Here is a 12,830-nt window from a genome sequence, read left to right as displayed (position 1 = left end):
TCCAGGAAGACCGGGAAATTGATTCAACGAACTTCTAACTCACGACACTAGCTACATCTAGTCAGTAGCCGCTACCGTTGGCACACCAAATTAGGTCGCTTGGCGTGGTTGGCACAACTGTACTCGTCAAATCAAAAACATGAGCCGCCACGCACGGCGGGTCAGGAAGAATACTGACCTTGCTGTCACAAACTTGAACTCCACACCGTCTTATATACCGCTGCATATCCTGACTCTGCCGCACTTAGATGCCACAGCTATGCTTTAGCTGGCAGGAAAATGGCGATATAGAAGAATAGGTCATGGACCAGCCATTAGGCGGGTTGATGTACGTTTCGACCGGTTCTCTACCGGCTACCGAATGCGGGTCTTGCTACCAAAATTCATCGACAATGGCAAACGGCACTGTTGTCGAGAGGACAACACTATGATTCCCTCCAACTACCTGTCGGTATCTTGGCGTTGAAACGACGATGACATTCACACAGCACGTCTACGTTACCTATTCGTCGGGTGCACGTAGTTCCGACCTTTCGGTGAGGTTTCGCCTTGGTGATTTGTTGCCGCATCGCACGGGACGTCGTCGATTTGGAGCGAATCACCGCTCATATCGACGATGCGCATGCTCTATGGGACTTTCTCTTGTCCAGAGGAAAATGTCCCTCCGAGCCGCGGCCGGCCAAGGCTCACTCGCCTGCAGTTTCACTAGCAGCTATCTTGGCATCATTGAATACCCTGCCGTCGTGAAGGAAGGTAGGTTCTCGAAGGCCAGTGACGGATTTCGAGTCGACCCGCCTCGGCGAGTCGAAAATTGCGGGAGCGGGGGGCGCGGCCGAATGCTAGGCTATTTTCGAGGTCGACACAAAGTATTTCATTGGCGCGCGAGGGCGAACTCATCTACGAGAGAACTGCCGTCAGGAAATCGACCGGATTGCCCCAGGAAAATGAAGTGATGCGTGTACTTCACCGTGATCCGCATTGTGGACGTTTGCGAATTTGCTCTACGACGGGGTTTGGCCGCCGAATTGTTGGGCCGCTGTTAACTAGTTTCCGTGCTAAGTATCCAGATATAGCGATCGACTTTTGGCTCCAAGATATCGCCCCGGACCTTACCGCAAATCGAATCGACATCGCGTTTTGTGATGATCGAATGGATGACGCTCGAATTGTGGCGAGGCAACTCATACCCATGCAGCTACATGTTTGCGCATCGGCTGCCTACGCTCGCGAGCTCGGCTTGCCACGCACTGTGGATGAGCTTAGCGGCCATCGCTGCATTAATGTCCGAACGGCATCCGGTCGCGTTGCCGAGTGGGAATTCAAGACGGGCGGGGTGAGCCAAAAGACGGTCCCGAGGGCCTTGCTTACATTCAATGACCCGGATCTCGTCTTGCAATCGGTGTTGGACGGGGAGGGCATTGCTCAGTTGCCCGCCTATCAGGCAAGTGTGCTACTGCGTGAAAGGCGTCTCCTTGCGTGTCTAGCTCAATACGCACCGGACGACAGAGGTCACTACGCATGCTATCGGATGTGCAAGCAATTGCCGCCCCACGTAAGTGTTCTCCTCGACTACATGACTGTGCGAATTAGAGCACTCGACTTGAGTAGTTCAATTTAGTGCTCCCCCGCTGGTCTCCGGTTGATTGTTGTGGTCTGGACAACACGTTGGTTCGGTCTGCTGGTCTATTGCGTAGCCAACCGTAAGCCTACGATGCGCTACATGGGTCGTCGGCGAATAGAAGCAGTGGGCGCGCTGCGAGTAGTCCAGCCATTCGGTCGAGTGCAATTCACTTACCGGATCCCGATGCAGATCTAACCTCGGAGCGCGATCATGAAGCTTTGTAATGATTGATGGCAGCGGGCTCATCGGAACCACGGTGGTCCACCGCTTTTCGGACGAGGGCACGAGGTTCTTCCGGTATCTCGTTCAGAAGGCATAGGTGGCGTGAAAGGCATAGGCTCGACGAATGCACTGGTCGAAGATAGGATCCCTCTGAGATTCTTCGAAATGTCCCGCGGAATTCTATTTTCCGGAGAGGCAGCGAAGGGGAGGTGTCACGGGTCGCGCAGATTGCTGTCGAAATCGACAATTTGTTCGAGCGCGTATTTCCGCGAGAGGATTGCAGAGGAGAAACGCGTTCGTGCGCCGAGCATTCCCTGCATGTTGGGAAGTTGTTCGACCTATTTTCCGCGTTGCTGAGTGATGGCGCCCATACGGGAAATTGCGCAGATACGGTATTTTCCCGCAAACCCACAAGGATCAATTGAACCGGGATCTGTTGGCCTTCTTGAGAGACTGAATTCGAAAGCCTGAGCTGCCACATTTGTCTCATAAGCGGCAGAATCTATGTACGGGGGAGGGCAGACGTTACTCCCCCTACCCACCTCGACGCAGTTGTCCGACGCCGTTGCCAAATCCGGACCGTGACTACTTATGGAGTCCATCATGCCCCAATCCCGTGAAGGTCAACGCATTCCGAACGTGACGTTCCGCATGCGTGTTGAAGACGTATGGAAGAACGTGACCACTGCCGAACTATTCAACGCCAAAACGATTGCTGTGTTCTCGCTACCAGGCGCATTCACCCCTACGTGTTCCTCGACCCACCTTCCGCGCTTCAATGAGCTGGCTCCCGCGTTCCGTGCTGCAGGCGTGGATGCTGTCCTTTGCGTGTCCGTCAATGACGCCTTCGTGATGAACGAATGGGCTAGGGACCAGGAATGCGGGAACATTGTGACGATTCCAGATGGCAATGGCGAGTTCACTGACGGCATGGGCATGCTTGTGGACAAAACTGACCTGGGGTTCGGCAAGCGCAGCAGGCGCTATTCGATGCTGGTAAGGGACTGCATAGTGGATAAGATGTTCATCGAGCTTGACGAACCGGGTGACCCTTTCAAGGTGTCGGATGCCGACACACTGCTCAACTATGCGGCGCCGAACGCGCTGCGTCCAGACCAGATTGTGGTGTTTTCGAAGGTTGGCTGCCCCTATTGCGCTAAGGCGAAACAGTTGCTGTCGGATCGCAAGATGGACTACGTCGATGTACCGCTCGATCGCAAAATCCGTGGGAAAGTGCTCGGTGCAGTATCCGGCAGCACCACCGCGCCGCAAGTATTCATCAACGGCCGGCATATTGGCGGATCCGAAGCGCTCAAGCTGTATCTGCAGGGCTGAGTCAGCACACCGCGAAATCCAACATGATTCAACTTTTCCAGCCGTTCAATCTCGACGGGATACCACCCATGAAGTGCTGGCGGAGGCATTAAGAAAGCCAGGCTCGTGGCATGCATTTCGTCGCCGTTCTGGTTGAGGTAGGTCGACTGCTATTCGTGAGTCGTGTTCGACAAGAGACTTTCTAGATCTAATATGGCTACCCTATTACTCGATCCCTGGTTACGGACGATCAGCTTGTTGGCAAGGGAGTATGCCGGTCCAACTACACCGGAGTGCGTCGCAGCAAACAGTGTGAATCGTCGAACCTCAAAGGGTCGCGCTCGACCATCGGCGAGCGCGTCCGTGCGTTTGATAGAGCGTCCAACTCCAACGACCGTAACGGTGGCTTGGAGTGACTCGACGCTGGGCTGCTTCGGCAATCAAACATGGCGGCTGGGCGTAGCGCGTCATGCAGGCGTTTGCGCAATTAGCGGACGAATCATCGGCCGCGGTGATGAGGTATTTAAGCCATTTTCGCGACCAACTCCCGCAAACGCGAGGGCGATGATACTGGCAGTAATGATTTGCGGAAACGTTGACAACTGAGGTCGTCTCGTTGGTCGATGGATACAAGTAATTTTCATCAATAGATCGCCTGTGCATTGTCGTTAAATTAACTGAGTTAAGCCGGCATCTTGTGTATATCGCTTTTTATCTAAGAAACACTTCTCTGAGTAGAGGGGATGATGCTCGGGCAATGCCCGTTAGTTAGAAACGGCTTGACTCATCCTGAGGAGAGTGCGTGCGTAGGCAATCCAAGGAGCGCAGTATGTTGTCACATGAACTAATTTCCCGATACGGCGCACTGATAGTCTTTTTGAACGTTCTTGGCTCGTCACTTGGTTTGCCGTTGCCCGCCATCCCGACTTTAATCACCATCGGTGCGAGCATTGCCATCTCAACGCACGCGATTTCTTCGACTTTGGCGAATTTCTCAATCATGCTGACAGCAGCTGTCGTGGGAGGTTCGATCGGTGACTTTGTCTGGTTTCAAGGCGGCAAGCGGTACGGTGAGCGCACACTTCAAACAATATGTAAGCTGTCGATGTCCCGCGAGACCTGTGTTCGAAAGACAGAGCGATTCTTCGGGCGTTGGGGAGTCCGTGTCATGATCGTCGCCCGGTTTCTACCAGGATTGTCCCTCGTTTCTGTGCCGTTGTGTGGCGCTATGGCAGTTAGGCTACGTGTGTTCATATCCTACGACTGTATCGGGATCTGCCTTTGGGCATTTGTTGGGCTGACTATGGGTGCGCTATTTTCTGCACAAATTGACTTGATATTTCGGATATTTTCCCAGCTTGGATGGCAGGCGTTAGTTGTGGTTGCTGTGGGACTGGTGTCCTATATTCTTTATCGCTATTTGCGACGGATACTGCTCGCAAGAGCTCTTGAAACTGCTCGGATTACGGCGGGCGAGTTGCATGTTCTCCAGTCATGTGACCCGCGACCTGTGGTCTTCGACATTAGATCGCCTGAGCGACGCATCCTCGATCCCTTTGTCATTCCTGGCTCAATCTATGTCGATGAACGCAGAGCGTATGAGATCGTCAACGAATTTGGCACTCGTCGAACGATGGTGATCTATTGCTCATGTCCCGGAGAAGTATCAGCGGCATGGATGGCGAAGCGCCTACGAGGCGCTGGCGTCCAGACTGCGTTGCCGCTAACAGGTGGGATCGATGCGTGGCGCGCGGCGGGATTTAGTGTTGACCCAATAGAAGCGATATACAGCACGTATATTGCAGCGGAAACGCGAGGTATGGCGGGATAACGTGCCATGCGTCAACCGCTTGCTAGCGAAGTGACAGGCAGCCGCCGCCGACTCGCTCGCCGCCAGAATTCGTTTGTCCGACGTTCGAGCGACGGCTATCGGGGGCTGAATCCCCTACGGCTTGCGGCTGAGAGGCTGCCCGGCTTCAGCAATCTCCACCGTCAATGTTAGGTGCTACGTCTGCACGACCCGGTAAAACCTTGGAAGTGCTCGTGATCATTTTGCATAACAGCGATTTCACGCTCGTCTTTGAAAAGGAATGACCTCGATGTTCTCGTCAACTTGGACCATTAAGGACCAAACGTGCGATTGTTAGCACAGCGATTTAGAGAGCATCAAGCAGCACGGCCGGTCAGCGACAACTATGTTGGCCGGTCGGCCAACATAGTTGTGGCCCCCAGCAATTGTGGTGCGCTTGTTGCGCGCCAAGCAACAAAGTGGTTTCGTGGATCCCACTTCCGAGTAGTTCTCGCTGGCGTTACCGTGCGATAGAAGTGTCGTCGGACCTTTCACCAATCCACAGGAGTTTGCTATGCGATTTCTTCTCATAACACAAAAAGCGGTCTGTGTTTTTACACTGCTCGCAACACTGCCCGCGATCGCGCTCGCCGAAACACTTGCTGTGAAAGTCAGCGATCTGGATCAGGGCCGCTTCACAAAAGAGCAGGTGTACAGCGGTTTCGGCTGCCGCGGCGAAAACGTATCGCCGCGGATTTCATGGAAGCACATACCGCCCGGAGCCCGCAGCCTCGCTGTGATGATGTATGACCCCGACGCGCCAACCGGCGGCCTCGGCTGGACCCACTGGGCCGTTGCTAACATACCCCCATCGCAAGCCTCTCTGGAGAAAGGTGCCTCCGGCAACACTCAACTATTGCCGGCTGGCGCCGTCGAAACGTTGACCGACTTCGGAGAGTCGAAGTACGGCGGACCGTGTCCGCCGCAAGGCAAGCCGCATCGCTACGTGATTACTGTCTACGCACTCGATGTGCCCCATATCGATGCGGATCCGAAGTCGAGTCCGGCGCTCGTTGCGTTTCAGATGCATGGGAAGGTCATCGCGAAAGCGCGCTATGTCGCAACGTACCAGAGCCCGGCAAACTGAGCAGTCTTGCTCATGAGATCACGTGAGCGACATGCCGCCATCGACTCTCAGATTGACGCCGTTGATGAAGCTGCTCTCGTCACTCATGAGAAAGAGCGCCGCGCGCGCGAGCTCTCCCGGACGTCCGAGGCGCCCGAGCGGAATGCGGCCCGCTACGGCGGCCTCGAACGCTGGCCGCTCGGCATCCGCCACGCCAAGCTTCGAAAGTATTGGCGTGTCGACTGGTCCCGGACTCATGACATTCACTCGAATGCCGCGCGCCTTGAACTCGAGCGCCCAGCTCCGCGCAAACGCCTCGATTGCGGCCTTTGTGCCTGCGTAGACGGCGTGCCCATCAAACACTTTGTAACTTGCAATCGAACTGGTCAGCAAGACGGCACCGCGATCGCGCATCAACGGCGCAATTTTTTGTACGCCGAAGAAGATTGCCTTTGTGTTGGTCGCAAAGTGCAGGTCGTAGGAATCAGCGCTAACTTCGCTCGACGACTCGAGTGTGTTGATTCCCGCATTTGCGAAGTAAAAGTCGAGCCCACCGAAACGATGAGACACGAGTGATGCTACATCGTCATGCGTTTTCGGATCTGCGAGATTTCCCGTCACTCCCAGTGCTTTGTCGCCAAGCTCGGACACAGCCGCATGGACGGCATCTGCTCGGCGCCCCACAACGATGACGTTCGCACCTGCGGCGACTAGTAGTTTGGCAGTGGCCAGTCCGATTCCACTATTTCCGCCGGTGATGACAGCAACTTTATTTGCGAGCCGATTCATGTTTTCTCCACGATGTTCCGCCGATCTGGCGTAGCGCTGAAATTTAGCAACGGCCGCCACGCTGATGTAGTCACACATCGGCTATTTCACTTGTTCCGCTTTGTCATCATGTCTGCCGAAAAATTTAATGGCCTTCCGGCTTTTGTTCGTTCCGTCGAAACGGGGTCGTTTACGATGGCAGCCCAATCGTTATGCACCACACCGTCAGCCGTGTCAAAGAGCGTCGCGAGGCTCGAAAAGCGACTGGGTGTTCGGTTGTTTCAACGCTCGACGCGCGCTTTTGTCCTGACCATGGAGGGTCAGGCGTACTATGAGCGCGTAGCACCACTGATGCGCGGACTGGAAGGTGCGGACGAAGTGCTGCGCTCGCCTGCGGCCGCTACTGGACGACTACGTGTGAGCTTGCCTGCGGAGCTGAGCTGCCTTTTGCTCGACCCCGTCACGCGGAAACTCATGGCGAGTCACCCGGAACTCGCGCTAGACGTGAGCGTTAGCGATCGCCATGCGGACCTGATACGCGATCGCTTCGACATCGTCATAAGAGTGGGCTGGCTAGAAGACAGCAGCTTGCATGCGCTGCGGGTCGCCAGTCTTCAACTGGCTCTGGTGGCCGCGCCCGCTTACCTGCGCGAGCGAGGTACGCCGCGTGTGGTCGCGGATCTTGCCGAGCATCAGCATGTGCGTTACCGGCTCAACGGACGTGCGTACCCCCTAGTCTTCGGAGACGGGATGTCGATGGCGATCGAAGGGAGGTTTGACGCGGACAACGGCGATGCAATGCGGGTTGCAGCGTTGAATGGACTAGGTATCGCGCAGATTCTGGAGATCGCCGTGGGAGAAGACATTGCAGCGGGGCGGTTGCATGTGGTTCTGCCCGATAGCGCGTTAGCATCGGTGCCCGTTCACGCAGTTCACGCGTTCGGAAGAAATATGCCAATGCGTGTGCGGGTATTTATCGACTTCGTCGCTGCGCAACTGGCCGCGTGGAACGTCGTATCCTCGTTTGAACCGCTACGAGCGGGCGCTGGGTTGGAAGAGGAGTGCGAGGGGACGACCTGATATTGCTCGACGCTGTCAGCCCAGCGTTCACCTTCCGCTGGAAGCCGTGTCCTTTTCATTTCGACTTATAGCGGACGCCGAAAACGGCGTCCACCCCACATCGCTCGAGTTTTAAATGTTTCGACTTGGTAACTGGATAGCGCCAACTCGTCTGGCGCGGACTGCCGAGGTGCGGGTGTTATCCAGTTTCATGTTTGCCTCCTCTTGGGAGTTGCAAGTCATCTGGTTCATCTCTGGAGGCTCCTAAGCGCGATGTTTGGCAGATCGCGCTTTCAGCGTGGAAAACGCGTTCGATCCTCGCGAGGTGTTCAGAGATCGGTCACACGCTCTGGATCGGCCGACGCGAGTGCGGCGGCGCGCTCGGCCTTCGGTGGATATATCCAGACGGTGTTGATCTCCTGCTTCGTCTTTTTTGCGACATCGCCGACCATCTCTACCTTGCGCTCCCAACCGCGCGTGAACAGTGCGCCGGCTTCGCCGAGGTCGAGGCAAGTGACGTAAGCCTTCTGCTGGTAGGGCTTGGTCGGAACGCCAAGCAATTCCGCTGCGGCGTTGTTGCCGGCAAATGCGCCCATACGCGTCGCGTGCTGGCATGACATCAGTGCATAGTTGCCGTCGTCATCGCAGGCGGCACGGGCGGCATCGCCGGTGGCGAAGACACCCTGAACGCCCGGTACGCGCAGATCGCGATCGACCAGAAGTCGGCCAGAATTATCGCGTTCGGCCGGAATCTGCGCGGTCAGCGGGGCGGCACGCATGCCTGCTGCCCAGATCACGGTCTCCGTCTCGATGTGTTCGCCGGTGGATAATGTCACGCCCGATTCGTCGAGAGAGGCGACGCCGGCGTCGAGGCGGGTTTCCACACCGAGCTTGCGCAGCGCGTCGTCAATGAGGGGGCGGGGACCTTCGCCCATGTCGGGTGCGATCACACTGTTGCGGTCGATGATGATGACACGGGTCTTGGTATCTTTACCGAGAATCTCGGGCAGACGGCCCGCCATTTCAGTTGCCGCCTCGATGCCAGTGAATCCGCCGCCAGCCACGACGACCGTGTCGCGCCCGTTCAACCGCGGGCGGTTGGCGAGGCTGTGCAGGTGCTTGTCGAGGGCAACCGCATCGTCGAGCGAGTCGACGCTGAAGCCGTGCTCGGCGAGTCCGGGAATGTTGGGACGGAATAGTCGACTGCCGGTGGCCACCACCAGGCGGTCGTAAGAGAGCGACTTGCTCAGGTCTTTTCCGTATGCGATCTGCACCATGCGGGATTGGGTGTCAACCGTCTCGACGCTACCTTGCACATACACCACGTCGATGGCGTTGAGCACATTCAGCAGTGGTGCCGTGAGGGTTTCAGGATTCCGTTCGTAGAGCCGCGGGCGAACCACCAGCTTCGGCTCCGGAGCTACCAGCGCGATTTCGAGTTCTTCGGGAGTCACTCCCTGGATGTCGCGCAGACGAGCTGCGGAAAGCGCAGCGTACATGCCGGCGAAGCCGGCACCTATAATGACGAGTCGCATGAATGCTTACTCCCTTGAGTGGATAAATATAGGAATGCAGAAGATTATTGCGTGATTACGAAAGCGAGTATTTTCTGGCCTGATGCGGTCATGCACTTGCTACTAAAGATTTGCCAGCCGATCTTTTTGTCTCAGTCAGTTCTTGTCTGCCACAGCTATAGTCTCGCCAACCGCATTCGCGGTTCTCCCGAGCGCTTGACGCAATCGCAGGAGCGAATGCTGCTAACCGAGCGTTGCCACCACTTAACCGGTGGCTGTCGCATTGGCGCGGCGGCGAGGCGCTCGGTAGAGGCAACTCCCTCGATTTCGCCAGGCACAACTTTCCGGATGGAATGCCATGTTTTCCTAGGGTCGGGAACGTTCGACCTGGGGCAACGTAGGCGTCTGGTTTATTTCGCCGGTACAAGAACCGGCGCGCCTTTATCTTTCAGCAGCATCACGAGGAATTTTGCGGGCTCCGTTTGGCTCGCGTTGCGCCCGATCGTATGGACATCGTTCAGGCCTTCATAGAACGTTTGCCCTGGCGAAAGTGTGACCTGCTTTTTGCCCCTTACCTGCATGATGATCGTGCCTTCCAGCACGTAGATGAAGCCGTATGCATTGTGCCGATGCACCGGATCCGCGGCGCCCGGCGGATATTCGACGCTGATCATCAACGCTTCCTTGCCCGGATAGTGCTCAAGCGGGACCGTCATGAGAGGCGTGACGCGAGCTTCTGGCGGCGCGGCCTGAACGCTGCACATCAACGCCTGTGCAGTGATGAGCGCCGTGACTGCGGTATGTTTGAAACCAGCCATGATTGGCTTCCAGTAGAGCAGCCCGCATACGCGGGCTCGCGACGAGAGCAAAGTATGAGCAGTCAGGCCAGGTTGGCCTTGTCGAGGCCGAAGGCCTTGTCGGCCGATCCCGGCACGGTCCTGAAAGCGAGATTCGCACGATTCCAGCCGTTGATGGCCATCACATCGAAGGTCAGATCCGAGAGTTCCTTCTCCGAGAATTGCGTACGCACGCGCTCGTAAATATCGTCTGCAAGGCCGTGCGCGCCTAGCTGTGTCAGTGCTTCGGTCCATGCGAGGGCGGCGCGCTCGCGTGGTGCGAATAGCGTGGATTCACGCCAGATCGCCAGATGATGGATACGCAGCTCGCGCTCACCGTGCATGCGAGCTTCCTTTACGTGCATGTCGACGCAGAAGCCACAACCGTTGATCTGGGAAGCGCGTATCGAGATGAGGTCGCGAATCGACTCTTCGATCGCGCTCTCCTTCAACTGATTGCTGAATTCCATGTACTTCTTGAATAGTTCCGGTGACTGCTGGATGTAGTTGATACGCTGCGTCATGCGTTTCCCCTTGAGTAGGTGACTTTCGACTCCGCGACTGGTTGATGCCTCAACCGAGGATCAGCGCGTAAGTAAATCGTAGGTCGGTGTGCTGTCTCGCGCTAGCCGCATGTAAGGATCCATAGTGTTGTCTTTCTTACACCAATTGGGTTACGCATCCAGCCACATACTCTGCACACCAACGGCAATTTCGTGTTCGATGTCACAAAATGAGTGTGTCGAACGTCTTGAGAGTGCGGGAAGCACACGCATCGCGCATCCGTCGAGCGGACCATCCATGCGCCCACTCATTCACCGTGTAACGAGGCGATCACGATATGCACCTCGGCAAGTCTTATAAGTTATCCGAATTTCTTTACTGGACCCGGAGACAAATCTACGCGCTCGCGATCTGGGGCACGTTGCCTGTCATTCTGTTCAGGTTTTGCAACATAGAGTGGCTATCGGTGCCGCTTACCATCGTCGTGCTGCTTGGCACCGCGACGTCGTTCATCGTCGGCTTCAAGAACGTTCAAACCTACAATAGGGCAATGGACGCGCAGGACATCTGGACCGGCATTGTGAGCGCGAGCCGGCGCTGGGGGCAGCTCGCCCGCGATTTTCCAGACGACGAAATCGTCAGCCGCAGGCTGATCGAGCGTCATTTAGCCTGGCTCACTACGTTGCGTTATTCGTTGCGCAGCCCGCGAGTGTGGGAGAGCATGAACAAGGGATTTAATGCCGAATACCGTCGTCACTACAGGGTGCCGGAATGGGAATTGAGCCTCAAGGAGACGCTGCATAGATATTTACCAGCGTCGGATACCGCGCTCGCGCTAAACGCCCCAAACGCCGCGACAGCCTTGCTGAACACCCAGGGCGCATGCCTGCAGAAGCTTCATACCGCGGGAAAGCTGAATTTGTCGTTCTATCTGGAACTTCAACGCGCCTTGGGCGATTTCGTTGCGTTGCAGGCAAAGGCAGAACGGTTGAAGGATTTTCCATATCCGCGTCAATACGCGACCGTGAGCACGTTATTCGTCCGCTTCTTTTGCCTGCTCTTTCCTTTTGGCTTGCTGCACGAATTCGACAAGCTCAACGATAGCGTGAGTGGCTTCATGCACGGAAACATGATATGGCTCGTCGTGCCGTGCAGCGTCGCAGTATCGTGGATGTACACCTCGCTAGAACAGGTCGGCGAGAGTACAGAAAATCCGTTTGAAGGAAGCGCGAACGACGTACCGATTTCGACGTTATGTGTGCAGATCGAGCGCGAACTGCGATCGCTGCTCGGCGAACACACGGAAGATATCGCAGCGGAGTCGATCGCGATGTAGTGCCGGGAATGTGCGGCGCGCAGTCTCAGTCCGTGTCGTCCGGAGCAGCGAGCGCGACGACGTTTTCGATTCCCTGCCGCGCCATCTTAGTGTAAGGCGTAAAACGCTCAGTTTCGCGAACGAGCTGTTCGGCGAGCTCACGCTCTAGACCCGGCAAGCGGACACGTGTGTACGCAGTTAGGACGAACAAGCCATCAACGGGATCGCGGCCGAATCGCACCGTGACGTCGACGGAGGTGTTGGCGAGCGCAATGCCGGCGCGCGCGGCAAGCAGACTCAGCGCACCATGAAAGCAGGCCGCATAGCCCGCGGCGAAAAGCTGCTCCGGGTTGGTGCCGCCACCGGGTCCGCCCAGTTCCTCGGGTAGGCGGAGCTCGACGGCCAACTGGCCGTCGTCGGAACTCGCGATGCCTGAGGCACGGCCGTGTCCCGCTGTGCCACCGGTAACGGTGACTGTCGTTGAATACAGCGTTTGCCCTTCTTTGCCGCGATACTTCTCGAGCAGGGTCAGAGGTGGGGGATGCAAAGGATTGCTCATGGGGTCCCAAATTCGATCACGGTAGTTTCTTGGTCGGGCGCTGCTGGAACCGCATGATCGTCCACGGTACGTCCGTTGCCGGCCGAGCGGCAATTGCCAAATAATCGCGCTCGCGCAATTTATATACTACTGTCTTGACCTCGGTAAGTTCTGTACCGCAATGCCGACGATCGTCTGACGATTCTCCGTGAGATTGTGGTTCG

The 12,830-nt window shown here is 56.4% G+C and carries 12 protein-coding genes; 7 read left to right on the top strand and 5 right to left on the bottom strand.

What is annotated here, in order from left to right; translation table 11 throughout:
* The first annotated feature begins 952 nt into the window (after nt 1-952).
* From ACOJB8_RS37740 to ACOJB8_RS37720, 5 genes are all read left to right on the top strand, one after another.
* Nucleotides 953-1,618 carry a substrate binding domain-containing protein gene (locus tag ACOJB8_RS37740; RefSeq protein ID WP_256094920.1) on the top strand — a complete coding sequence of 222 codons (666 nt, stop codon included), beginning with the start codon at nt 953-955 and terminating at the stop codon, nt 1,616-1,618.
* Nucleotides 1,619-2,446: 828 nt separating this feature from the next.
* Nucleotides 2,447-3,178, top strand: coding sequence for a glutathione peroxidase (locus tag ACOJB8_RS37735; protein WP_475017223.1), 732 nt, complete (start codon nt 2,447-2,449; stop codon nt 3,176-3,178).
* Nucleotides 3,179-3,370: 192 nt separating this feature from the next.
* Nucleotides 3,371-3,763, top strand: a complete 393-nt coding sequence (locus ACOJB8_RS37730; RefSeq protein WP_083245453.1) for a DUF3331 domain-containing protein — start codon at nt 3,371-3,373, stop codon at nt 3,761-3,763.
* A gap of 223 nt (nt 3,764-3,986) precedes the next feature.
* Complete coding sequence (locus ACOJB8_RS37725) at nt 3,987-4,988, top strand: VTT domain-containing protein (protein ID WP_475017220.1); 1,002 nt, start codon at nt 3,987-3,989, stop codon at nt 4,986-4,988.
* A gap of 532 nt (nt 4,989-5,520) precedes the next feature.
* Nucleotides 5,521-6,093: a YbhB/YbcL family Raf kinase inhibitor-like protein gene (locus ACOJB8_RS37720; RefSeq protein ID WP_475017218.1), complete on the top strand. Its 573-nt coding sequence runs from the start codon at nt 5,521-5,523 to the stop codon at nt 6,091-6,093.
* Nucleotides 6,094-6,111: 18 nt separating this feature from the next.
* Here ACOJB8_RS37720 and ACOJB8_RS37715 read toward each other — a convergent pair whose 3' ends face one another.
* Nucleotides 6,112-6,861, bottom strand: a complete 750-nt coding sequence (locus ACOJB8_RS37715) for an SDR family NAD(P)-dependent oxidoreductase (protein WP_368691673.1) — start codon at nt 6,859-6,861, stop codon at nt 6,112-6,114.
* A 108-nt stretch (nt 6,862-6,969) separates the two neighbouring features.
* On the opposite strand from ACOJB8_RS37715, the gene ACOJB8_RS37710 reads away from it, so the two are divergent.
* Nucleotides 6,970-7,920, top strand: coding sequence for a LysR family transcriptional regulator (locus ACOJB8_RS37710; protein WP_475017227.1), 951 nt, complete (start codon nt 6,970-6,972; stop codon nt 7,918-7,920).
* 308 nt (nt 7,921-8,228) lie between these two features.
* On the opposite strand, the gene ACOJB8_RS37705 is transcribed toward ACOJB8_RS37710, so the two are convergent.
* The 3 genes from ACOJB8_RS37705 to ACOJB8_RS37695 all read right to left on the bottom strand — a co-directional run bounded on the left by ACOJB8_RS37705 (nt 8,229) and on the right by ACOJB8_RS37695 (nt 10,773).
* Nucleotides 8,229-9,434 carry an NAD(P)/FAD-dependent oxidoreductase gene (locus ACOJB8_RS37705; RefSeq protein ID WP_368691674.1) on the bottom strand — a complete coding sequence of 402 codons (1,206 nt, stop codon included), beginning with the start codon at nt 9,432-9,434 and terminating at the stop codon, nt 8,229-8,231.
* Between the two features lie 389 nt (nt 9,435-9,823).
* Nucleotides 9,824-10,231, bottom strand: coding sequence for a cupin domain-containing protein (locus tag ACOJB8_RS37700; RefSeq protein WP_069266928.1), 408 nt, complete (start codon nt 10,229-10,231; stop codon nt 9,824-9,826).
* A gap of 62 nt (nt 10,232-10,293) precedes the next feature.
* Entirely contained in the window at nt 10,294-10,773 is a 480-nt protein-coding gene (locus ACOJB8_RS37695; RefSeq protein ID WP_069266927.1) for a carboxymuconolactone decarboxylase family protein, read from the bottom strand.
* A 317-nt stretch (nt 10,774-11,090) separates the two neighbouring features.
* Here ACOJB8_RS37695 and ACOJB8_RS37690 point away from each other — a divergent pair, with 317 nt between their 5' ends.
* Nucleotides 11,091-12,089, top strand: coding sequence for a bestrophin family protein (locus ACOJB8_RS37690; RefSeq protein WP_069266926.1), 999 nt, complete (start codon nt 11,091-11,093; stop codon nt 12,087-12,089).
* A gap of 25 nt (nt 12,090-12,114) precedes the next feature.
* On the opposite strand, the gene ACOJB8_RS37685 is transcribed toward ACOJB8_RS37690, so the two are convergent.
* Nucleotides 12,115-12,627, bottom strand: coding sequence for an Ohr family peroxiredoxin (locus ACOJB8_RS37685; protein WP_069266925.1), 513 nt, complete (start codon nt 12,625-12,627; stop codon nt 12,115-12,117).
* Nucleotides 12,628-12,830 lie beyond the last annotated feature (203 nt).

Source organism: Paraburkholderia sp. BR10141 (genome assembly GCF_056155635.1).
The sequence above is the reverse complement of the archived record's forward strand: the minus strand, read 5'-3'. Positions and strand labels throughout refer to the sequence as shown.